A 21,731-nucleotide genomic window follows, 5' to 3' on the forward strand; every position below is an offset into this window, starting at 1 on the left:
ATGGCATTCTATAATCGTGTAGCTTCCCCAAAGGGTTCAGGTTTGAAAAAACGGGCATCAAGAGATAAACTTTCCACGTTCTTTCTTTTGCTTCCCTATGGATTATTGTTTTTTACTTTCATCGCGGTACCGGTAGGAATGGCAATCGGACTTTCCTTTACCTATTTTGATTCCATCAATCCACCTAGGTTTGACGGATTACTGAATTATATCACTCTTATTACGCAGGATGAGGTTTTCTTAAAATATGTTTTGCCTAACACATTAGAGTATGCCATTATCGTTGGCCCTGGCGGATATGTACTTTCGTTTCTCTTAGCGTGGATGCTGGCTCAGATACAACCTATTCCAAGAACTCTGCTATCCCTGGCACTTTATACGCCTTCCATGGTCGGACAGGTATTTATCGGTGTTATCTGGACTACGATTTTCTCCGGTGACCAGAGAGGTATATTGAATCATATTCTGATACAGTTGGGAATGATTAACCAGCCAATTCAGTTTCTCTTATCAGCTGATTATATTATGCAGGTTATGATCTTTGTATCCTTATGGTCCTCCATGGGAATTGGCTTTTTAGCTATGATATCCGGTATTTTAAATATCAATGAAGAACTTTATGAAGCTGCTTATGTAGATGGGCTTAAGAACCGTTTCCAGGAGATTATCTATATAACGATTCCCTCCATGAAGCCTCAAATGCTCTTTGGTGCAGTTATGGCTATCGTAAATGCTTTTAATATGGGCTGGATTGGTGTGAAGTTATCAGGCAGTAATCCTACACCTGGTTATGCCGGACAGTTAATTACGAATCATATTGATGATTACGGTTTTCTCAGGTATGAAATGGGATATGCAGCGGCGGCATCTGTAGTATTACTATTAATTGTAACGCTGTTCTCAAAGGTTGCTCATAGCCTTTTTGGTGAGAAAGAATAGGAAAGGAGTTAAAATGTCTAATTTTCAAGGTTCTAAGATTAATCCAAAAAGATTTTCTGTATCGCAGCTTAAGTTTTATGTTATTTTGATTCCTTTGGCAGTGTTTATGCTTCTGCCGGTTGTTTTTATCATAAATCAGGCTTTTAAGCCTCTGGGAGAATTATTCGCATTCCCACCGAAAATTTTTGTTAGCAATCCGACTATGAATAATTTTAAAGACCTCTTTTCCTTAGTAGGTCTGACAGGAGTACCAATGGCCAGGTATCTCCTGAATTCCCTTTTTATAACTACAGTAACGGTAATCTTAAATATAATTGTTACAATCAGTGCGGCATATGTCTTTTCGAAAAAGAAATTCAAAATAAAGAATTCTCTTTTTCAGATAAATCAGATGGCATTGATGTTTGTAGAGACAGCGGTATTGGTACCAAGATATATAGTAATAGAGCATCTTGGACTTATTAATAACTGGCTTGCTCATATTCTTCCGGCTATTGCAATGCCTGTTGGTCTATTTTTGGTAAAACAATTCGTAGACCAGATTCCAGACGCCTTGATTGAAGCAGCAATAATGGATGGAGCTAAGGATGGCAAGATAATCCAGAAAGTTATTGTACCCCTAACAAAGCCTGCAATAGCAACCTCTGTTGTTTTAACCTTTCAGACAATTTGGAATGCTACGGAGGCATCGAACAATTATATGAATAGTGAGACCATGCGAACACTTGCATTTTATTTGAACTCCATTGCAACGAATAATACAGTGGCAGCATCCGGTATGGTAGCGGCAGCCTCAGTCATTCTTTTTGTTCCCAATCTGATTATTTTTATTTGTATGCAGTCACAGGTTATGAACACTATGACACATTCAGGAATTAAATAATTGAATGAATGAAAAAGTATGTAAAGCATGAACCCTTAGGGTAATGTTGAAAAGAGGTAATATAGTTTTTAATTACATATTCAGGAATTTTAAATCTAAGATTTGATACCTGCTGTCTTTCGTTAACATATTGAGGGATATCAAATGGAAGGTTTGACATTCGCGAAAGGGAATAGAATGAAAAAGGAAAATCGAATTATGAGAATAAGGCGTAACCTTTTGGCTGTCAGGATAGCAGCAATGGCAATGATTAGCCTTATACTTACAGGCTGCTTGCTGCCTCCGATTACGGTATCGGCTTCCCAGGCAACCAGTTATACTTATACTTTAAATGAAAAGGGCCATTATGTAAGGACTCAGGATGCATATCTGCCGGATAAGACAATAACTGATTTGGGTCTTATGAAGCCGGAAGATATATATATTGATGGGAACGACATGCTCTATATTGCCGATACCCAGAACAAGAGGATTGTAAAGTATAATATTCAGGAAGGAAAGATTTCTGATATCCTGAGTTTTAAGGAGTTTACTACCCCAAAAGGTGTTTTTGTAACGGAGAATGGTGACATCTATGTAGCGGATGTCGGAGCTAAAAAAGTATTTCATTTTGATAAAAACTTTAATTTAATTGAAAGTATCGGAAGGCCGGAGGCACCATCCTTTTCCGATACTCCCTTTGAACCATCTAAGATTGCAGTGGATAAGAGCGGTAATATGTATATAATCGGTGAAGGTGTATACAACGGAGTTATTCAGCTTAGCATTGCCGGTGAATTTCTTGGTTACTTTACTGTAAATAAAACAAAGCTGACTTTTATGCAAGCAATGCAGAATGCTATTTTCACCAGAGCTCAGCTGGAAAATCTGATACCAAGAGTTCCAACTACCTTTTCCAATATCTTTTTGGATAATAAAGGTATTGTTTATACAACGACCATAGGTTCCAATAATGATGGCTTAAAGAAGCATAATACTGCCGGAGGCAATATGTTTAAAGACCCGGTATGGAGTTACGATTCTTTAACAGACGTGTTTGTTGATAACCAGGGAATCATCTATACCAGTAACAGCTATGGTTACATTGATGTTTATTCCTCCAGTGGAGAGTTGATTTTTGAGTTCGGCTCTTTCATATCAGATCTAGATATATCGGGTCTCTATACATCACTGCCTTCCATAGCAGTGGACAGAGAGGGAGATATCTGGACCATTGACGGTGATAAAGGATATGTACAATCGTTTAAGCCTACCGATTATGCCAAAATGGTATACAATTCCATAGGTCTATACGAAAAAGGATTATATAAAGAAGCTTTGGATAAATGGAATGAGGTATTAAAATTAAATGAAATGTCTGTACTGGCCCATAACGGAGTCGGTAAAGCATATTTGCATGCCGGACAATATAAAGATGCTATGGAGCATTTTAAAGTAGCAGGTAATCGTAAGTACTATTCGGAAGCTTTCTGGGAAGTACGTAATACCTGGATACAGGAAAGACTAAAGTATTTTGTCGGAGTTATCTTTACTCTATGGCTGATATCTTTTATTGTGAAGAATATAGATAAAAAGAAAAGAGTACGTGAAATCCGCAGGAATTTCTGGAGTAAAATCAGCAGTAATCATTATTTAAGAGGTATCCTATATGGATTTAGAGTACCAAGGCATCCCCTGGACAGATATTATGATATTAGAGTAAAACGGGGAGGAAGTGTATTCGGTGCAACTATACTGTATCTCCTTATGTTTATATCATTTATGGCGTATCAAACGAAGAAAGGTTTTGTTTATCAATTCAAAGCTGTTGAAGATATGGATATTAATGCTATCGTAATCGGATTCTTTTTTCTGCTCTTTTTGTTTATTGTGAGCAATTACTTGGTTACTTCTATAAAAGAGGGTGACGGAAGTTTCAAGCAGGTATATATGATACCGGCTTATAGTATGATACCGGTGATTACGTCGATGGTTAGTATTACAGCATTATCTTATTTTCTGACTACCAATGAAGCCTTTATATTGACTATTATATTGTACATAGGCGTTGTCTGGAGCATTATTCTAATATTTATAGGATTTTTGACAGTACATGACTATACCTTCAGAGAAAATGTCATGAGTCTGATTTTAACCTTTATATTTATGATTATAGCGGCAATTATGCTGTTAATTATCATTATTATGTGGGAACGCTTATGGCAGTTCCTCCTGACATTAGGAAAGGAGATAACACAAAATGTTCTGTAACCTACGGAAAAAGAAAGCAGTAATCCTGATTGCAGTACTTATACTGCTGTTTGTTTCCTACAGTCAGGCAAATGGTGCATACCTTACAACGAACAGGGATACAAAACCGGCACCGGATAAGGTAACATATGATATTGTAAGTATGAATGAGTATCAACTTCTCTATGAGACAAACACGGTGGCTTATTATTACAGAGAAGACAGAGATATATTAGCTATACAGGACAAGAGGACCGGCTATACCTGGAAAACAGGTCTTGATATTCCTTTTAATGCCGTGATAGACCAGCAGATTAGGGATGCTGCAACTCCGGAGGAGGCTAAAAAGCTGGCAGTTCCGGAAGAAGCAAAAATGAATACTACCTATATTGGCATTGCTAATTCCTTGATAACAGTGGAATATTACGAAGCTGAATCTCTAAAGAATATCTCCTCCGCCTCCAAGGATGGGGTAGATTCCACTCTTATGACCTTAAATGATAACCCAGCAACCAGAAGGCTGGATATTAATTTTAAGACCATTGAGCTTGAAATGAAGGTATACATTACCTTTGGAGAAGATTCCATTACCTATAAGATCCCTTATGAAGAAATAACCGGTAAGGGAAAGAGTACACTGGTATCCGTAGATATTTCACCTTTCCTGGGAGCCAACGGCGGTAAGAATAAAATTTATAACAAGGATTCCGGTATGTATGATATTGAAGTGGAGAAATACAAAATTCCCGGTTATGTCATGGTACCTGACGGCAGCGGAAGCTTGATTCGTTTCCAGGATAATTCCGTATCCTTTTCCAATTACGCAGGAGATGTCTATGGCATGGATTATTCCCAGGCTCCTTATTATCAATCCAAACTTACGGATGCTATTCCTTTAAAACAGCCGGTAATGCCGGTGTTTGGTATCGCTCATGGCAACGGCCAGGCCGCCTTTGTAGCCTATGCAGATAAAGGTGGGGAATATATGGAGGTTGCAGTTCGACCGGAAGAGAATATGACCTATTATAACTGGGCTTATCCAAGATTCGTTTATAATGTGAATTATTTTCAGGTATATAACAAGAAGGGTGACGGCTATTTCACTTTGATGAAGGAACCTAATAAGATTGACATTGAGATGACCTATTCTTTTCTGGCAGGTGATGGAAAAGACGGTACACCAGCAGCTGATTATACCGGTATGGCTAAAGTATACAGAGACCATCTTATAAAAACAGGTGTCCTGAAAGAAAAAGAAACCGCTGGAGATATTCCTATTCGTCTTGATTTTATGATGGCAGATTCCAAGAAAAGTATTGTAGGTACGGAACAGGTAGTTACAACCACCGCGAACGATGTAAAAGAGATGCTAAACACTTTATTGTCAGATGGTATCAAGAATATAAACAGCGGTCTTTATGGATGGCAAAAGAATGGGGAAACTCTGGCGAAACCATATAAGGACAAATATTCAAAGAGCATCGGAAGCAGGAAGGAGTTTCAGAAGCTTATTCAGGAATTTAAAGATAAGAATATTGATATCTCTCAGGCAGTTGATTATACAACCATTAATAAACTGATGCTGAATTACAATGGAACAGCGGCAAGACATGTAAATTCCTGGTATCTGGAATTTGATAAAGGAGCATTATATGAAAATAATGTCCCTGTTGATAATTTTGGCTTTGCAACACCTGAAAAAAGCGCTCAGTGGTTCACTACTCAGTTTAAGCGCTTTTCTAAGTATTCAGAGTCTATGACAGTGGGAGGAATTTCAAATACATTATTATCCGGTTACTCCAGCAACGGACTTGAAACTTCTGTTACGGATACGATTGCACTCTACGAGAAAACCTTTGAGAAGACCGAGGGTAAAGTAAAGTTTAATATGGAAGCTCCTAATATGTATCTTTGGAAATATACTGACAGATATCTTCAAAGTCCTGTCGGCACTTCCCAATATGTATTTGAGACCGACGCTGTACCTTTTCTGCAGTTAGTTTTAAACGGTACCATGGAAATGTATGCACCTTATTCAAACTTCTCCTTCTATACCCAGTCGGATATTTTAAGGATGATAGATTATAATCTGTACCCATCTTTCATTGTAACAAAAGAACCTTCTTATAATCTGGCTTCAACTGCTTCATCCGATTTATATTCTACGGAGTTTGCACAATACAGAGGTCTGATTAAATCTGTTTATGATAAGGTGAATGTGATATTAAGCCAGGTAAATGGATTTGAATGGGTAAATAGAAGTGTGATACAGGATGGGGTGATTCTAAACAGCTATCAAAAGAATGGAGCAGTAAAAAATATTGTGATTAATTATACAGAGGATACCGTTAATGTAAAAGCTGTAAGTATACCTCCGCTAAGCGCAGTAATTATTCCAGAGGGAGGCGAAAAGTAATGGGCACGAAGCAACTTGAAAAAACACTGAAACCCAAGAAGATGAAATCCTTTAAACAACGACAGAATAAAAGAGGATATCTCTTCATGCTTCCATGGATTATAGGTTTTATCGTATTTACTGCTATCCCTTTTATTTTTACAATTGTATTGAGTTTTACAGAGGTAAAGCAGACAGTAGTTGGTTTTGAGATAAAATTTATCGGGCTGGATAATTATGTAATGACCTTCTTCGAAAATGTTGATTTTACTCCTGCTATGTTAGCATTTTTGCGGATGGTTATTCCCTACACATTTGTTATTGTTATCGTAGCATTCATATTGGCATATCTGTTAAACCATATTACCTTTTTAAAGGGAGCGTTGCGTACAATCTATTTCCTTCCGGTTATTATTTTATCAGGACCGGTTATGTACCAGCTTGTTGATTCTACCACGAAAGCAAACCAATTAGCCCAGATAGGAGAGTATAACAACATTTTTATTCTCCAGATGATCAGTGCCTATTCCAGATCTGCAGCAGAAGTGCTCATCGGAATTTTCAGAGAGTTATCTATTATTCTGTGGTTTACGGGAATACCCATTATTCTGTTTATTAACGGATTACAAAAGATCAATCCAAATCTATATGAGGCTGCTCAGATAGATTCGGCCAATGCCTGGCAGACCCTGTGGAAGATTACTATCCCAATTATCAAACCTATTGCGTTGGTAGTAACAATCTTTACCATAGCACAGCTTGGTACTTTTTCAACGAATCCGGTATATACACTGATAAAAACTGCGATGGAAAATACCAGCGGCGGACTTGGCATCGCTGCAACCTATGCTTGGATTTACAGCTTTACGGTATTGCTTATCATTGGCCTTGCATTTTTAATGTTCCGTGATAAGAAGGAAAGGAGGCACTGAGATTGAAAGCAGATTTAGGTAATATGAAACTTAAAAGAAAATTTCGGAGATTCCTCCATAACGGTAAGTTTAAGACCTTCTTAAAGATTTGTATTTATTTTGTACTTATCTGTATCAGTTACATATATCTGGAACCGATTATACGTATGATTTCCATGGCTTTTATGTCCGGAAATGATGTTATTGACCCTTCTGTGGAATGGGTGCCTAAACATCCTTCCTTTCACAATCTAAAAGTTGCCATTGACGTTCTTGATATTAAGAAGACCTTGTTTAATTCCATATGGTTTTCTTCACTTTTAGCCATTGCGCAAACTGTTGTTTCAGCTTTGACGGGCTTTGCACTCTCCAGATATGAATTCAAAGGAAAGCGTATTTGGTTTGTTATGATACTCATTGCTTTTATCATACCGGTACCGCTGCTTATGATTCCAAGACTTATGATATTCATATCAGCCCAGAACCTTTTAGGCTTTAACCTGATAGGTACACCAATTCCTCAGATATTAATGTCTATCACCGGTCAAGGAGTTTATTCAACTGTTTTAATTCTGATATTTTATAATTTCTTTAACTTGATACCTCATTCTTTGGATGAAGCTGCCATGATTGATGGTGCAAGTCCAAGACAGGTATTTGTGGAAATTGTAATGAAGCTTTCATCTACTACTGTCCTGGTGGTATTTCTGTTCTCACTGGTTTGGAACTGGAATGAAACCTACATAACCGGAACTTTGGTAAGAAGTAGTATTGATCTGCTGCCGGCGAAGCTAAATATCTTTGACAGTGTGTTTCAGGCGTATGCCAATGCTGGCCCGGCTACGGCAGAATTCAGGATAAATGAAGCTTATAAAATGTCAGCTACATTAATATCCATAACACCACTCTTGATACTCTACGCCTTTGTTCAAAAGCAATTTATACAGGGTATTGAAAATACCGGAATAACTGGAGAGTAGCAGGAAAAATAAAAAGCAATTTTTCCTGCACAAGTATGTGCCTGCGAAATCCTCGGCACATACTTGAGGTTTGCTGAGGAAGGGCAAGAAGCGAATTTGGAAAATACAAAAAGATGGATATCGGTGATGGAGGTTAGCTAGATGGGATATAATAAGGGGATAAAAATAATGATACTTATGCTTTCACTTAGTGCAGTCCTTTCCGGTTGTCAGAAGGAGAATTCATATCCGGTTGGAAGCATGGCATCAGATGCTTACGTAAATCCCGAGACAGCAAAAGAGGAGGAAAACTACGAGGTGAAGGCAAAAGGATATAATTATGATGAAAACAGCTTAGATTATAAGCTTGTCTGGTCCGATGAATTTGATAAAGACGGAGCTCCTGACGAAGAGAAATGGGGCTATGATATTGGTGGCAGCGGATGGGGCAATAATGAATTGCAATATTATACGCAGGAAGATAATGCCTGGGTTAAGGATGGTAAGCTTATTATAGAAGCCAGGAAAGAAGAGAAGGAGGGGATGAAGTATACCTCCGCCAGAATGGTGACCAAAAATAAGGCTGACTGGTTGTATGGCAAGATTGAAGTATGTGCTAAGCTTCCACAAGGAATAGGAACCTGGCCGGCTATCTGGATGCTGCCTACAGACTGGGAATATGGGTCCTGGCCGGCTTCCGGAGAAATTGACATTATGGAGCATGTGGGGTATAATCAGGATACAATTCATGCCTCCGTACATACTCAGTCTTATAATCATACAATAAATACCCAAAAAACTGCTACAAAGTATTTAAAAGGTGTCAGTGAGGATTTTCATATTTACACTCTAATCTGGCTTCCGGATAAGATAGAGATTCAAATGGATGGTGATACTTACTTTACTTTTATGCCTGCAGATTACAAAGAGAATCCAAGTTATAAGGAATGGCCCTTTGATAAGAAAATGCATCTATTGTTGAATATAGCAGTAGGAGGCAACTGGGGCGGAGTAAAAGGCGTTGATACTTCTATTTTTCCTCAGCGTATGGAAGTGGATTATGTAAGGGTTTATCAAAGTGATGAAATTAACAGCCTTGTCGGCAAATAGCCAATGCTGTCGTTAGCAGAGACAGCTAATAGCTGACACATTACTTGGAATAATTTTGGAAAGGCGAATGGAGAAACCATAATGGTAACAATAAAGGATGTGGCCAAAGAAGCAGGAGTAGCAATATCTACGGTATCCAATGTTCTTAACAATGTGGATGTAGTAAGCGAAGAAACCCGTGTGAAGGTGCTGGATGCGGCTGAGAAGCTTCACTATGTTCCAAATATGAATGCAAAATTTTTAAAGTCGAATAAAAAGAACTCTATCGGTTTATTTTTGACCAGTATTCAGGGCGATTTCTATAAGGACTTGATACAGGCAATACATTTACAATGTAAGATTAAAGGATATCAGCTGAATATCTACATTAGCAATGAAAATACCAGTGAAGAAATCTACAGTATGATAATTTCCTCAGGCGTAGAGGGTGCGATTGTTTTAAATGAGCATTTATCTCAGGAGTATATTAACAGACTTGCTATGGCTCACATGCCGCTTGTATTTATTGATCGTGAATACAGTGCTGAGCATATGTCCAGTGTTATCATAGACAGCATGGAGGGAGCTACTCTTGCTATGGAGTACTTGATTAAACAAGGACACAGAAGAATTGGTTACTTCCATGGAATTTATAATTTTGATGATGAATGCCGTTATAGTGCTTATGTGAATGTCTTAAAAAAATATAATCTCCCTATTGACGAATCAATAATCTTAAAAGGTTATTTTGAAGAAGCCTTAGCTTACAGTGAGATGAGGGTATTTTTACTAAAAGGTATAAAATTACCGGAAGCTTTCTTCTGTGGTAATGATGAAATGGCCTGGGGATGTGTAAGAGCTCTTATGGAAGGAGGAATTCGGGTACCGGATGATATCAGCGTGGTCGGATTTGATGACAATGCGGTTGCCAGATATAATACCCCCTCTATTACTACAGTTCACAGTCCTGTAGCCGAGCTTGGAACCTATGCAACAACTGAGATTATAAGATTAATGCAAAGCGATGAGAGTGAGCAGGGAGGAGTTTTCCGCTTGTCCCCTACTCTGGTAATTAGAGACTCCTGTAAGCTTCGTATTGGTTAAGAATATGAGGTATACCGGCTATTAAGATAGCTAGTCAATAAAAAGTAACCGGGGTTTTATTAACACCGGTTACTTTTTTATTATATTGTATTCTTAATAAAATTATCCAGCTCTTGTTTAGCCTGAGCCAAAGAAGCTTCACTGGATGTCTTTGCTCCATGCAACTGGTATATTACTCTGTCAACTTTCGTTTCCAGATCAGAAACCGATTGTATGGAAGAATTTATTTTTGATTGGACCATCCAATCGGAAAAGATTCCGTCAAAGAAAAAGTCTGCGAATTTCGTAAAGCCTTCTATTTGAATACTGATATTTTCATTAATCTGTATATCTGCCAGTTCTGAATGAAACTGATGCAAAAGAGACTGAACTTCATCTATCAATTCCTGAGCATCATCTAGATGAGAATGCTTCATCATATCACTTAATAGTCCGCCACCTAATAAATCAAAAGTGCCCCATCCATGTGCATCATCGAGGCTTTTACGTACTTCTGTAATTTTATCATGTACTAAACGGCCGGCTCTTAGAGCTTCCTCTATTTCTGTTAGATTTTTTGTATGGAAATTAATTTCCTCTTCAAGGGCTTTCATTTTTTCTGTATTTTCAGGATTGCTTTCTGATAAAAGTCTATATTTTTCTGTATAAAGTTTATGATAAATACCTTCACATTCGGAGTATTGAACCCTTTCCTCCTCCAGACTTCGTATGGACAATAAGATATTTGCAACCTGTTTTTCAGCCTCATCAAGCTTTAATTTAGCTGTAACAACATCCTGATATTCTTTTGTTTCTTTTTTCTCTTTTTTATTAAGTAAATCCAAGACAAGATTATTTAGGTTCTTTTTAAACAAACTGTCGTATTCTTCTTCCTCTTTGGTAAGTTGCTGCTGTAGGTTATAGCGCTTTACCTCCAGTTCCTCCAATTGTTTTCTGTAATCTGCCAGTTTACTGCCAAGACGCTGGTATCTATCCATTCCCTTTCGGTTTTCCTCCAGCTTTTGATTAATAGTATCAAACATTTTCCTACACCCTTTCCAGTAATATAATATCTTTCTCCACAAATATATTCTTGATTCGAACATACTTTTATCTTAACATGAAAAAATTAAAAATACATTAAGTAATGCTGACATTTTGCTAATAAATGGAATACAAATGAAAATAAAAATTACTTGACAAAGAGTGGAAGTATATTTATACTATCAATAAACATATAATCATATATAAATAGTATGATATCTAACCCTGAATATTGTTTTATGCACTTGTAAGTTGACTAGACAACTAGAGACTTCAGAAAACATACCCTGTTTTCTGAGGTCTTTTTCTTTTCTATCAGAAAAGATGAAACTTGCATCGTTATACAGAAATGGAGGAAGATATGGCAAAAAAGGCTAAACAGATTGCAATCTATGGAAAAGGTGGTATTGGCAAGTCTACAACCACATCTAATATTTCTGCCGCATTGGCAGAGATGGGCTATAAGGTGATGCAATTTGGCTGTGATCCGAAAAGTGATTCTACAAACACGCTAAGAAATGGAAAATACATACCAACAGTATTAGATTCTTTAAGAGAAAAAAGTACAGTGAAAGCTACCGACGTAATATTTGAAGGGTTTCGGGGGATTTATTGTGTAGAAGCAGGAGGTCCTGCACCGGGTGTTGGCTGTGCAGGAAGAGGCATTATTACGGCAGTTGAATTATTTAAACAACAGAAAACCTTTGAAGAGCTGGAATTGGACTATGTAATCTATGATGTACTGGGGGATGTAGTCTGCGGGGGCTTTGCAGTTCCGATTAGGGAGGGTATAGCAGAACATGTTTTTACGGTATCTTCTGCTGATTTTATGTCTGTTTACGCTTCTAATAACTTGTTTAAAGGCATCTATAAGTATTCCAATTCCGGAGGAGCGCTCCTGGGAGGAGTGATTGCGAATTCTATTAATGCTCCTTATGCAAAAGAAATCATTGATGATTTTGTTAAACAGACAAATACCCGGGTAGTGGAATATGTACCCCGTTCTGTTACGGTGACCCAAAGTGAGCTTCAGGGTAAGACTACCATTGAAGCGGCACCAAAATCTGCTCAGGCGGATGTTTATCGTTCTCTTGCAAGTAAAATAGCGGCACATACCACATCTCAAATCCCGGCACCACTGGCCACCAATGAATTAAGAGAATGGGCTGCCAGGTGGGGGGACTATCTCCTGGCATTAGAGACAGGAACGGTCAGAACAGAAAATGCAGTGAATCTATAGCCTATCATGTTATTAAGGGGGTAAGTATGGATAATTACATGAATTTAAAGAATTCCCATCCCTGTTTTGGAGGTAATAAAATCAATAAGGGCCGTATTCATCTGCCGGTCAGTCCTTCTTGTAACATTGCCTGTAAATTTTGCGACAGAAAATTCAATGAAACAGAAGATAGGCCGGGTGTTGCAAAGGCAATACTAAAGGAAGAGGAAGCCATAGAGACTATTAGAAGAGCATTGCAGCTTTGTCCGGAGATTTCAGTGGCAGGAATAGCGGGTCCCGGTGATACACTTGCTTCACCCCATGCATTGAATACATTTAGAACTTTGGCGGTCGAATTCCCGGATCTGCTCAAATGTATGAGCACCAACGGGCTGTTACTCTATGAAATGGCTGAGGAGATTATCACTGTTGGTATTGACAGCCTCACTGTTACCGTAAATGCTGTCGATCCGGTTATTGAAGCAAATCTTTGCTCTGGAATCAGTTATCATGGAAGGTTCTATGAAGGGGAAGAAGGAGCAGCTATACTTATCACTAACCAATTAAAGGGAATAAGAAAAGTAGCCAGTTCAGGAATCACCGTTAAAGTGAATACGGTCTTAGTACCGGGAATAAATGATGAACATATTGAAGCAATTGCAAAAGCTGTCAGCGAAGCCGGGGCTTCAATATATAATATTATCCCGCTTATCCCCCAACATGCTTTAAAGGCTGCTAAAGCTCCAGGTTGTGCGGAGATTGAGAGGGCCAGGCAACAAGCTGGTAAGTATATAGATGTTTTCAGGCATTGCCAAAGATGCCGAGCAGATGCGGTCGGAATACCGGGAGTAAAGGAATATGCCGAGCAGATATACTTTGGCAAATTGACTGCAAAGGAGACTTTTTCTCATGGTTAATGGTTAAAAGAAGAAGGGGGCATAATGTTATATAAAATCGCAGTAGCAAGCAGTGATGGAAAAGTTATTAATCAGCATTTTGGAAGAACAGAGACTTTTTACATCAGTGAAGTAAATGACAATCGGTCATATCATTTATTGGAAGAACGAAGGATAAGAGCAATCTGTATGGGAGGGGAACATGATGCCAGTGCATTAAATACAATAGCAGATAAACTTGCGGATTGTAAATATGTCTTGGTAAGCCAGATTGGGCCTGGTGCAGAATATGTATTAAATCAAAAAGGTGTTACGGTATTGGTAATAAGAGATTATTTTGATAATGCCATACAAAAATTGATGGAATATGATGAGAAAGTAAATTTCATATATTAATTTTAGTACTTAAAAGGTTGTTACCCAATTTAGAGTAACAACCTTTTAAGGTATTAAGGTATTACAATAAGAATATAAAAAATTTAGCTGCTAATACATGTGGTGCTGATTAGTGAAAATGATTCGGCTTTGAGATATCATGCAGAGTATCCTCTGCTCGGTCTGAAAGCGATGGCTCCAGAGAAATATCGCTAAGAGCTACTATTCCTACAAGGGAATTGTTTTCTACGATGGGTAGTCTCCTAATCTGTTCTCTGCTCATGATTTCAGCAGCATCCCTAACATTCATATCCGGGTTACCTAAAGAAGGATTTTTTGTCATAACATCAGATACTTTCTGATTCTTCCAATCCTGTCCTTCAGCAATGCTGCGCAGGGTTAAGTCACGGTCTGTAACAATTCCTACAACTTTTTTCTCCTCGCATACAGGAATAGAACCCACATCATGTTGCTTCATCAGCTGAGCACATTTCTCAACGGTATCATCACAGCAAACACTTGCTATATCTGTTGACATAATATCTTTTACTTTCATAATGAACTCCTTTCAAAATGGTTTTCTGGATAAATCATCAGTTCTTATTTCATATAATATCTTGGATCATAAATTCTCGTAAATGAATCTAAAGTGAATTATTCCTATCTTAGAATGCCCATAGAAGGATTGTTTTATAATTGGATAATGAAGCTAAGTTATGTTATAATAACTACATTCTAAAAACAGAATATACAGTACAATTATCAAGTATTTTTACATCCAAGGAGGTGGAAAAAACTGCTGACAGAGGTTAAATTTTCAATTGAAGGTAATGAAATTCCTGTACAAGTGGTATATTCAAAACGAAAAACCATCAGCCTGGAGATTAAAGCAGAAGGCAGGATAATCGCCAGAATACCAAATTTATTACCGGATAAAGAAATCAGGAGAATTATAGAAATAAATAAATCAAAATTATATTCTAAATACAAAGAATATTACATGGAGGGGAATCATCAGCTCTTAGGAGCAAAAGGATATGGTGATATCTATTACAACGGTGCAACCCTTCCCTTTGTACTGGGAGATATAAAGCTTATCCTTGAAAAAGGCCATGGGATAGAAGATTCAAAAATTTATTATCGGAGGCTTACGGATGGAAGCAGAACTCTTACGGTCATTACTGATTCGGAGGATTTTGACTTCATACGAAATTGCATCACCAACTGGTATCGGAAATATGCCAAGGAAACCTTGGCCAAAAAGACTGTTTATTACAGCAAGCTAATGCAGACGAGTTACAACAGACTCACAGTAAAAGAGCAGAAAACCAGATGGGGCAGCTGCAGCAGTAAAGGCAATCTGAATTTCAACTGGAAATTAATGATGATGCCTGAGGCAGCCATAGACTATGTTGTTGTTCATGAATTGGCGCATCGGAAGCATATGAATCATTCGTCTTCTTTTTGGAGAGAAGTCGAGAAAACACTGCCGGATTACAGAGATAGAAGAGAATGGCTTAAGAAAAACGGACGATATTTTTCAATCTACTAATAGATAAGGAGATAGTGATGCTATTTTTATGGTACCCCAAATGTACAACATGTCAGAAAGCAAAGAAGTGGTTAGATGACAATAATATTATATATGAAGCAAGAGATATAAAAACAGACAATCCTACGGCTGTAGAATTAAAAGAATGGCACAAAATAAGCGGTATGCCGCTAAAACGATTTTTTAATACCAGCGGAATGCTGTATAAGGAATATGGATTAAAAGACAAGCTGCCAGATATGAAAGAGGAAGAACAGATAGATATCCTTGCCTCAGATGGGATGCTTGTTAAAAGACCATTGATTATTGATGGAGATAAGGTATTAATAGGATTTAAGGAAGAGGATTGGATTGTATTGAAGTAGGAAAAAGGCCTTTTATAAGAAATTATATTAATTCTTATAAAGGGCCTTTTTAACGAGTCCTTAGAGATAATTCTTTATTCTACAAATGACGAACAATTAATTCTATTTCAGTAGAATGAATTTATAAGCCTTTATACCTCTTAAATATTGCTTCTGAATCAGGTACCGGAACCATTGTCAGTGCTGTTTGAATTATCACTGTTATTTGGGGCACTTTCCCCGCTGCCATCGCTGCTGCCACCAAATTTTCCACCAGGACCTTCATTACCAGGGCCGCCTTTGCCGCCGCCAAAACCTCCGGGTCCTCCGGTAGTTTGAAGGGTTGTATTGGCATTTACAGTGTTAGTGACAGTAAAGGTATATAAGCTGTTTTTGCCTGAATATAAGGTGTATTTATTATCCTTTTCTAATTGAGGAGAGGATATCATAATATACTGATAATTCTTATCAGGTGTATAGGATAGAAGTTCTTCACCGCTGGCATCCTTTAAGGTTATCTCTGTGCCGCCTGACTGCACATTATCAAAGACATAAGCAACGGAATATTGCTTGGAATCCTCGGAAGGAGCCTGTGCCATACCGGAGCTTCCGGCTGCTATTATTGTTCCACCATTCATTGCAAAGGTAGTATCATAATCAAGGGGGCCGTTGCCGTCATTGGTGGGACCAGATACATATACAGTTCCGTCATTCATGGTAATTGAGCCGTTAGCGTCAAGACCGTCTCCTTCAGCGTTTACGGTTATTATTCCGCCATTAATAATAAGTACCCCGTTCCCGCTCGATCCAAAACCTCTCTGGCTGCTGTCTGCAGAAGTATTTTCACTGCTGCTGGAAGCATTTAATCCGTCATCGCTGGATACTATAGTAATATTACCGCTGTTTATATTAATTGCTGCACTTTCGATTCCTTCATAACTTTTCTTAATATCGAGCTTATTAACGGAAAGGTTAAGTTCTGAATCTGCATGTATACCGTCATCACCGGATGAAATGGTATAAATTCCATCTGTCATAGTTAAAGTCCCATTGCTATGGAAACTGTCATCCGCACTGTCTGTCGTAAAAGTACCGCCATTAACAGTTAGGACAGAACCTGATTTAAAAGCTTTAGCACTGGTACTTTCGTTTTCGATAGAACTAGTAGAACCTCCCTGAGAGTTTTGCGGGGAAGTTGCACTGGAAGTACCATCGGTTTCAGAATTTGAATCAGAATTACTATCGCCGAAGGACGGTCTTTGTCTGCTATCACCACCAAACCCTCCTCCAAAGTCACTATTTGCTTTCGGGGCAGCATTTTTACTTCCACCGCCTGTTGTGATCTGAAATTCTCCGTTATTTACAATCAGGCTAGTTTCTGCCTGAAAGCCGTCAGCTCCGCTGGTTATATAAAATGCACCGTCGTCAATGATAAGATAGCCTTTACTGGAGTCTTCTGAATTAGTGGACTTTATGGCATCACCTGTTGCATTTACGGTTATATTTCCGCTTTTAATGGATACGGAATCTTTTCCGATGATTCCATCGTCCACTGAAGTTACATTAATTGTTCCAGCTATAATCTTTAAATCATCTTTAGATTGTATGGCATTGTTATAGTTTGCAGTGACATTCAGACTGCCGTTGCCATTGATGGTTAAGTCTGCCTTTGAAAAGATAGCAGCACTTGGCTCGTCAGTGGAATCGTCTTCATAGACATAGTTGGCTGCATCAGTTATAGTATTAGTGCTTGAGTCTGCTAATGTAATATATACATTTTTAGCATTCTTAACGTAAATAGGTGCAGTAGTACTGCTTGAGATTGAAGCATTATTTAATACAAGCTTGACATTATCATTATCACCGGCTTCCACTACTATATTTCCATCGGTTAAGGTGCCGCTTAGCACATAAGTACCTGCTTTGGTAATGGTAACAGTATTATCTTTTACATTAACACTGCTGTCGCTCCCTGTTATGTTCTTATTCTCAAAGGTAATCTTTACGGCAGATGCTCCGTCCCAGGAAGCATCTAAATCCTTTTCGCTATATTCACCGGTTGTTTGCGTTACAGTGCTAGTGATAACAGCTTTTGTATCAGATTTGGGAGTTGTATTGGCATCTCTATCAGATGTTTTATTAGAGCTATTGGCTATTGAGCTGCTATTTTTATTGGAGCACCCGGTAAATAGTATTAGGCATAGTATGATTACCAAACTTAAGCTTTTTTGAACTCTATTTCGTTTTGTCATATATTTTACCTTTCAAAGCCTGTAAATTGTTACAGACCTTTACCTTTCCTTGTTTATAATTCCATGTTAAGTGTCTGCTGGATTCTGCCGCAGATTATAGTAAGGTTGCCATTTCGGCAGCGGATATCATCAATCATTTCTTTTTCTTTTACGATATCTAAAAGCTCAATTTCATAATATAATTCATACATGCTGCCAAGATTAGTTGTTTTTACTTTGGTAAGAGCAGCTCCTTTTGTATACCTATTAAAGATATCATCGAATATTTCAGTATAATCAAGATTCTCAGGTATCGTAATGCGAAGTTCTTTCTGAGTGTTTTTCTTTTCACCAAAACTGAAACGGGATAATAGGAATAGAGCGAGTCCTACAATCACTGTAATTAAAACAGCGTAAGTAATATAACCCATTCCGGTTGCTAGACCTACTACCATTGCAAAGAAGATACTGCTGATTTCTTTTGAGCTACCAGGAATAGAACGGAAGCGTACAAGACTGAAAGCCCCCATAACTGCCACACCGGCACCAAGATTACCGTTAACAACCATAATTACAGCCTGTACCAATGCCGGTAACAGGATAAGTGTTAAGATAAAGTTCTTAGTATAAGTGCCTTGAGTCATATAGATTGCAGCTATAATACCTCCTAATACCAGTGATGTTATTGTGCATATTAAGGCCGTTTCTATTGTAAGGCTTCCTGTAACAGAAGCTATAATGCTTGTAAACATAAGCTTTCATTCCTTTCATCGATTAATTGATTTTTATAAACATTACCATATTTTGAAAAAGAAACAGGGTAGATTTCTAAATCTGATAAGACACCGGCAAGCCATAAAGGATAGGCATAGGGAACTTTTATTTCCATTAGTACATCACCTTTACGAAGGAGATATTTACCGCTATCGCCTTCACTTAAGTCAAGTTCAGTCATTCGGCTTCTAATATTTTGGTCAAAAGTAATTCGGATTTCGGAATCTTCTATACCAAAGAGTGCAATTCGGTCATAAGCCAGATAAACTTTCGGAATTGGTTTGTGGAAACGTAAGAAGTAGTCAATTTCTCTTAGAATCTGACTGTCTGAAGCGGGTTTTATTCCATGATTTAAATATCTTGCAGATTCTTCTAAGGTCATGGATACCCTTCTTTTGTAAACAATCCCCTTGTATTTCTTCTTGATTTCCAGAAAAACCGGGGAATCATTATCTGGTACACCATAACTTCGAAGGCGAAGCTTTTCTTTATAAACTGGACCTTCAATGGAGGTTCGTACCAGCTCATAGTCTTCGGTGTCATAATAGATATTGCAGATGGTATGTAGTCCGTATTGGTCCATTTCCATATAGGGTAGTAATCTTTCTCTTAGTAATTCATACTTCATAACGGTTAACAGGTATTTTTTTTCTACCCGTTCGAAAATATTATTTTTTATCTGGTTCATAAACATTGCTCCTTCCTTAAGAAAATGATAAGCTAAAAAAATGTTTCGTTTGTGTAAAAAGCATGTAAATTCTATGAATTTTATATTTATTAAAAAACATAATTTAACAAAAAGACATAAAAATAAGGATAGCCTAGATTGTGTTATTATCACAATCTAAACTATCCTCATGTTTTGTATAAATATTAAGTATTTATTCTATAATGTCTCGTTCATACTACCTGTTCTGTATCCTTTTAAATCTAAAGCTGTATAGGAAAAACCAAGACTTTTAAAATACTCCTGAACTTCCTTCATAAGTTCTAAATTCAGGAATTTTTCCATTTCCGGCTGTCCAACTTCAATCCTTCCGATATCGCCATGATGCCTTACACGTACCTGGCGGAAACCATGATCTAATAGGAATTGCTCAGCCTTATCTACCATCGCAAGCTTTTCTCTGGTTATCTTCTGACCATAGGGAAATCTTGAGGAGAGACAGGCAAAGGCAGGTTTATTCCAGGTGGGGAGTCCCATTTCTTTCGATAATATACGGATTTCTTCTTTCGTAAGTTCAGCCTGACGAAGAGGGCTTAACACTTTATGTTCAGAGACAGCTGTTAGTCCAGGACGATAATCCCCTAAATCATCTATGTTAGAGCCTTCCGCTATATAAGAGATTCCCTTCGTTTTTGCAATATCGCTAATTTTATCAAACAGTTCATTCTTACATAAATAGCAGCGGTTAACCGGGTTATCTGAAAAACCGTCTACATCAAGTTCTTCAGACAGGATAACTTCATGAGGAATACCGTATTTGGCAGTAAATTCAACTGCTTCTTTGTATTCTCTCTCCGGATAAGTGGAAGAGCGGGCAGTGATAGCCAGAACCTTATCACCTAAAACATCAAAAGCTGCTTTTAATAAAAAGGTAGAATCTACACCGCCGGAGAAGGCAATACAAAGACTGTCAAGAGCTGAAAGATTCTTCTTTAATAATTCAAATTTTTCTTGTAATTCCATATGAACTCCTTTCATGCGTCATAATTGATTTATTATTATACAACTATGAATTGTCAACAATCTAATAGTATAACAGCTTATCAGGTCTTGTCAACAGACAGATTAAAGTGTACAGGATATGACATGAGAAGACTACCTATGGAAATGTTTTAGCAGAGAATTTATTTTTCTGGGAAATTATCCTTCTGATATTTACAAATCTTTTCAGGGCCCCGAACTATAGTTCTTACGATATTAAGAGCACCATCATCATCTGCTTTTATTCTCCATTCAACCAAATTGATGGTATCATTAATGATTTCGATGCCTGTTAAACCCTTTGAGTGGATACAGCAGCCGGTATTGTAATAAGGCAGTTCCTTCGCTTTTGGAAAATGCGGTCTGTGTGTGTGTCCGCAGATTAGCATTCGTTTATTATTCCGGATCCAAACCTTATAATTTTTCTCGATTTTATGTCTCTTATAAAGATTCTTTGCAGGACTGGCAGGATTGTGTAAACCGACTACGTGGAGAAAGCGCCAGATATAACGTAACATTATCATGGAGATAAACCATAACTGGTCGTTCATTAAGTCCCCCTGATGCCCATGTACCACAAGTATTTCCTGACCGGATTCTCTATGCTTAAGTACAATTGCTTCATAGGGGGTCAGGTCAGTGAAAAGACTCGTTCGTTTCTGATTATACTCATCATAAAAGCTGTAGTAATTTTTCCTGACATACTTATTTTTCCTCAGATAAATATTGTGATTTCCAAATAGGAAGAGCAGCCTTCCCTCATTTGCAAATTTCTTCATACCAAGAAACACATCACTGTGAGCCAGACGAATATGATTAAAGTCTGTATATTCCCATAATTCATCTCCGTCACCAACTTCGACGTAGGTGTATCCATTGTTGTAATAGTAATCCAAGGCATGTAAGAAAACATGCTGATTCTTGGCGAATTCATCGGAAGCGCTGTCATCTCCTCGATGACAGTCACTAAAAAATATATATTTGGAGTTTTTATCAAAATACTCCACTTTAGCTGTTTTATAAGCCTGTGTAAGGCGCTGTTCGGTAAACATAATAACTCCTTTCGCGAATAATCTATCTTTGTACGTTTTAATCAGGTA

At 37.8% G+C, this 21,731-nt stretch carries 20 protein-coding genes; 13 read left to right on the forward strand and 7 right to left on the reverse strand.

Annotated elements, in window-relative coordinates; all coding sequences use genetic code 11:
- From bsdcttw_RS12005 to bsdcttw_RS12040, 8 genes are all read left to right on the forward strand, one after another.
- Positions 1-939: a carbohydrate ABC transporter permease gene (locus tag bsdcttw_RS12005; RefSeq protein ID WP_185259594.1), complete on the forward strand. Its 939-nt coding sequence runs from the start codon at positions 1-3 to the stop codon at positions 937-939.
- A 13-nt stretch (positions 940-952) separates the two neighbouring features.
- The gene (locus bsdcttw_RS12010) at positions 953-1,822 is read left to right on the forward strand and encodes a carbohydrate ABC transporter permease (protein ID WP_185259595.1); all 870 of its coding nucleotides are present in this window, start codon (positions 953-955) and stop codon (positions 1,820-1,822) included.
- Between the two features lie 177 nt (positions 1,823-1,999).
- Positions 2,000-4,072, forward strand: a complete 2,073-nt coding sequence (locus bsdcttw_RS12015; RefSeq protein ID WP_185259596.1) for a YIP1 family protein — start codon at positions 2,000-2,002, stop codon at positions 4,070-4,072.
- On the forward strand, positions 4,062-6,467 hold the full coding sequence (locus tag bsdcttw_RS12020) for a DUF5696 domain-containing protein (protein WP_185259597.1): 2,406 nt from the start codon (positions 4,062-4,064) through the stop codon (positions 6,465-6,467). Before bsdcttw_RS12015 ends, bsdcttw_RS12020 begins: the two co-directional genes overlap by 11 nt.
- Positions 6,467-7,378, forward strand: a complete 912-nt coding sequence (locus tag bsdcttw_RS12025) for a carbohydrate ABC transporter permease (protein WP_185259598.1) — start codon at positions 6,467-6,469, stop codon at positions 7,376-7,378. The genes bsdcttw_RS12020 and bsdcttw_RS12025 overlap by 1 nt, the downstream gene beginning before the upstream one ends.
- Positions 7,379-7,380: 2 nt before the next feature.
- Positions 7,381-8,337, forward strand: coding sequence for a carbohydrate ABC transporter permease (locus bsdcttw_RS12030; RefSeq protein ID WP_225903845.1), 957 nt, complete (start codon positions 7,381-7,383; stop codon positions 8,335-8,337).
- Between the two features lie 141 nt (positions 8,338-8,478).
- Positions 8,479-9,426, forward strand: coding sequence for a glycoside hydrolase family 16 protein (locus tag bsdcttw_RS12035; RefSeq protein ID WP_185259599.1), 948 nt, complete (start codon positions 8,479-8,481; stop codon positions 9,424-9,426).
- An 81-nt stretch (positions 9,427-9,507) separates the two neighbouring features.
- Entirely contained in the window at positions 9,508-10,509 is a 1,002-nt protein-coding gene (locus bsdcttw_RS12040; protein ID WP_185259600.1) for a LacI family DNA-binding transcriptional regulator, read from the forward strand.
- Between the two features lie 80 nt (positions 10,510-10,589).
- On the opposite strand, the gene bsdcttw_RS12045 is transcribed toward bsdcttw_RS12040, so the two are convergent.
- Complete coding sequence (locus bsdcttw_RS12045) at positions 10,590-11,531, reverse strand: coiled-coil domain-containing protein (RefSeq protein ID WP_185259601.1); 942 nt, start codon at positions 11,529-11,531, stop codon at positions 10,590-10,592.
- A 362-nt stretch (positions 11,532-11,893) separates the two neighbouring features.
- Between bsdcttw_RS12045 and nifH the strand changes: the two genes are divergently transcribed.
- The 3 genes from nifH to bsdcttw_RS12060 are packed head-to-tail and all read left to right on the forward strand — an operon-like array spanning position 11,894 to position 14,043.
- Positions 11,894-12,772, forward strand: a complete 879-nt coding sequence (gene nifH, locus bsdcttw_RS12050) for a nitrogenase iron protein (protein ID WP_185259602.1) — start codon at positions 11,894-11,896, stop codon at positions 12,770-12,772.
- A gap of 26 nt (positions 12,773-12,798) precedes the next feature.
- Positions 12,799-13,668, forward strand: coding sequence for a radical SAM protein (locus tag bsdcttw_RS12055; RefSeq protein ID WP_185259603.1), 870 nt, complete (start codon positions 12,799-12,801; stop codon positions 13,666-13,668).
- Positions 13,669-13,692: 24 nt separating this feature from the next.
- The gene (locus bsdcttw_RS12060; protein ID WP_185259604.1) at positions 13,693-14,043 is read left to right on the forward strand and encodes a NifB/NifX family molybdenum-iron cluster-binding protein; all 351 of its coding nucleotides are present in this window, start codon (positions 13,693-13,695) and stop codon (positions 14,041-14,043) included.
- A 109-nt stretch (positions 14,044-14,152) separates the two neighbouring features.
- Here the strand turns inward: bsdcttw_RS12060 and bsdcttw_RS12065 are convergent, their stop codons facing one another.
- Entirely contained in the window at positions 14,153-14,578 is a 426-nt protein-coding gene (locus bsdcttw_RS12065; protein WP_185259605.1) for a CBS domain-containing protein, read from the reverse strand.
- Positions 14,579-14,869: 291 nt separating this feature from the next.
- Here bsdcttw_RS12065 and bsdcttw_RS12070 point away from each other — a divergent pair, with 291 nt between their 5' ends.
- Positions 14,870-15,574 carry a M48 family metallopeptidase gene (locus bsdcttw_RS12070; protein ID WP_185259606.1) on the forward strand — a complete coding sequence of 235 codons (705 nt, stop codon included), beginning with the start codon at positions 14,870-14,872 and terminating at the stop codon, positions 15,572-15,574.
- A 17-nt stretch (positions 15,575-15,591) separates the two neighbouring features.
- The gene (locus bsdcttw_RS12075; protein ID WP_185259607.1) at positions 15,592-15,939 is read left to right on the forward strand and encodes an arsenate reductase family protein; all 348 of its coding nucleotides are present in this window, start codon (positions 15,592-15,594) and stop codon (positions 15,937-15,939) included.
- Between the two features lie 158 nt (positions 15,940-16,097).
- Here bsdcttw_RS12075 and bsdcttw_RS12080 read toward each other — a convergent pair whose 3' ends face one another.
- The 5 genes from bsdcttw_RS12080 to bsdcttw_RS12100 all read right to left on the reverse strand — a co-directional run bounded on the left by bsdcttw_RS12080 (position 16,098) and on the right by bsdcttw_RS12100 (position 21,683).
- Positions 16,098-18,170, reverse strand: coding sequence for a carbohydrate-binding domain-containing protein (locus bsdcttw_RS12080; RefSeq protein WP_185259608.1), 2,073 nt, complete (start codon positions 18,168-18,170; stop codon positions 16,098-16,100).
- Between the two features lie 53 nt (positions 18,171-18,223).
- Positions 18,224-18,901: a DUF4956 domain-containing protein gene (locus tag bsdcttw_RS12085; protein ID WP_185259609.1), complete on the reverse strand. Its 678-nt coding sequence runs from the start codon at positions 18,899-18,901 to the stop codon at positions 18,224-18,226.
- The gene (locus bsdcttw_RS12090) at positions 18,883-19,611 is read right to left on the reverse strand and encodes a polyphosphate polymerase domain-containing protein (protein WP_185259610.1); all 729 of its coding nucleotides are present in this window, start codon (positions 19,609-19,611) and stop codon (positions 18,883-18,885) included. Before bsdcttw_RS12090 ends, bsdcttw_RS12085 begins: the two co-directional genes overlap by 19 nt.
- A 198-nt stretch (positions 19,612-19,809) precedes the next feature.
- Positions 19,810-20,613, reverse strand: coding sequence for an ATP-dependent sacrificial sulfur transferase LarE (larE, locus tag bsdcttw_RS12095; protein ID WP_185259611.1), 804 nt, complete (start codon positions 20,611-20,613; stop codon positions 19,810-19,812).
- Positions 20,614-20,774: 161 nt separating this feature from the next.
- Positions 20,775-21,683, reverse strand: a complete 909-nt coding sequence (locus tag bsdcttw_RS12100; protein ID WP_185259612.1) for a metallophosphoesterase — start codon at positions 21,681-21,683, stop codon at positions 20,775-20,777.
- Between the last annotated feature and the right edge of the window lie 48 nt (positions 21,684-21,731).

This window comes from Anaerocolumna chitinilytica, from assembly GCF_014218355.1.
Classification (GTDB): Bacteria; Bacillota; Clostridia; order Lachnospirales; family Lachnospiraceae; genus Anaerocolumna; species Anaerocolumna chitinilytica.

Coding starts and splice junctions, on each gene's coding strand:
- bsdcttw_RS12005 (WP_185259594.1), top strand. CDS start 1: ATGGCATTCTATAATCGTGTAGCTTCCCCAAAGGGTTCAGGTTTGAAA.
- bsdcttw_RS12010 (WP_185259595.1), top strand. CDS start 953: ATGTCTAATTTTCAAGGTTCTAAGATTAATCCAAAAAGATTTTCTGTA.
- bsdcttw_RS12015 (WP_185259596.1), top strand. CDS start 2,000: ATGAAAAAGGAAAATCGAATTATGAGAATAAGGCGTAACCTTTTGGCT.
- bsdcttw_RS12020 (WP_185259597.1), top strand. CDS start 4,062: ATGTTCTGTAACCTACGGAAAAAGAAAGCAGTAATCCTGATTGCAGTA.
- bsdcttw_RS12025 (WP_185259598.1), top strand. CDS start 6,467: ATGGGCACGAAGCAACTTGAAAAAACACTGAAACCCAAGAAGATGAAA.
- bsdcttw_RS12035 (WP_185259599.1), top strand. CDS start 8,479: ATGGGATATAATAAGGGGATAAAAATAATGATACTTATGCTTTCACTT.
- bsdcttw_RS12040 (WP_185259600.1), top strand. CDS start 9,508: ATGGTAACAATAAAGGATGTGGCCAAAGAAGCAGGAGTAGCAATATCT.
- bsdcttw_RS12045 (WP_185259601.1), bottom strand. CDS start 11,531: ATGTTTGATACTATTAATCAAAAGCTGGAGGAAAACCGAAAGGGAATG.
- nifH (WP_185259602.1), top strand. CDS start 11,894: ATGGCAAAAAAGGCTAAACAGATTGCAATCTATGGAAAAGGTGGTATT.
- bsdcttw_RS12055 (WP_185259603.1), top strand. CDS start 12,799: ATGGATAATTACATGAATTTAAAGAATTCCCATCCCTGTTTTGGAGGT.
- bsdcttw_RS12060 (WP_185259604.1), top strand. CDS start 13,693: ATGTTATATAAAATCGCAGTAGCAAGCAGTGATGGAAAAGTTATTAAT.
- bsdcttw_RS12065 (WP_185259605.1), bottom strand. CDS start 14,578: ATGAAAGTAAAAGATATTATGTCAACAGATATAGCAAGTGTTTGCTGT.
- bsdcttw_RS12075 (WP_185259607.1), top strand. CDS start 15,592: ATGCTATTTTTATGGTACCCCAAATGTACAACATGTCAGAAAGCAAAG.
- bsdcttw_RS12080 (WP_185259608.1), bottom strand. CDS start 18,170: ATGACAAAACGAAATAGAGTTCAAAAAAGCTTAAGTTTGGTAATCATA.
- bsdcttw_RS12085 (WP_185259609.1), bottom strand. CDS start 18,901: ATGTTTACAAGCATTATAGCTTCTGTTACAGGAAGCCTTACAATAGAA.
- bsdcttw_RS12090 (WP_185259610.1), bottom strand. CDS start 19,611: ATGAACCAGATAAAAAATAATATTTTCGAACGGGTAGAAAAAAAATAC.
- larE (WP_185259611.1), bottom strand. CDS start 20,613: ATGGAATTACAAGAAAAATTTGAATTATTAAAGAAGAATCTTTCAGCT.
- bsdcttw_RS12100 (WP_185259612.1), bottom strand. CDS start 21,683: ATGTTTACCGAACAGCGCCTTACACAGGCTTATAAAACAGCTAAAGTG.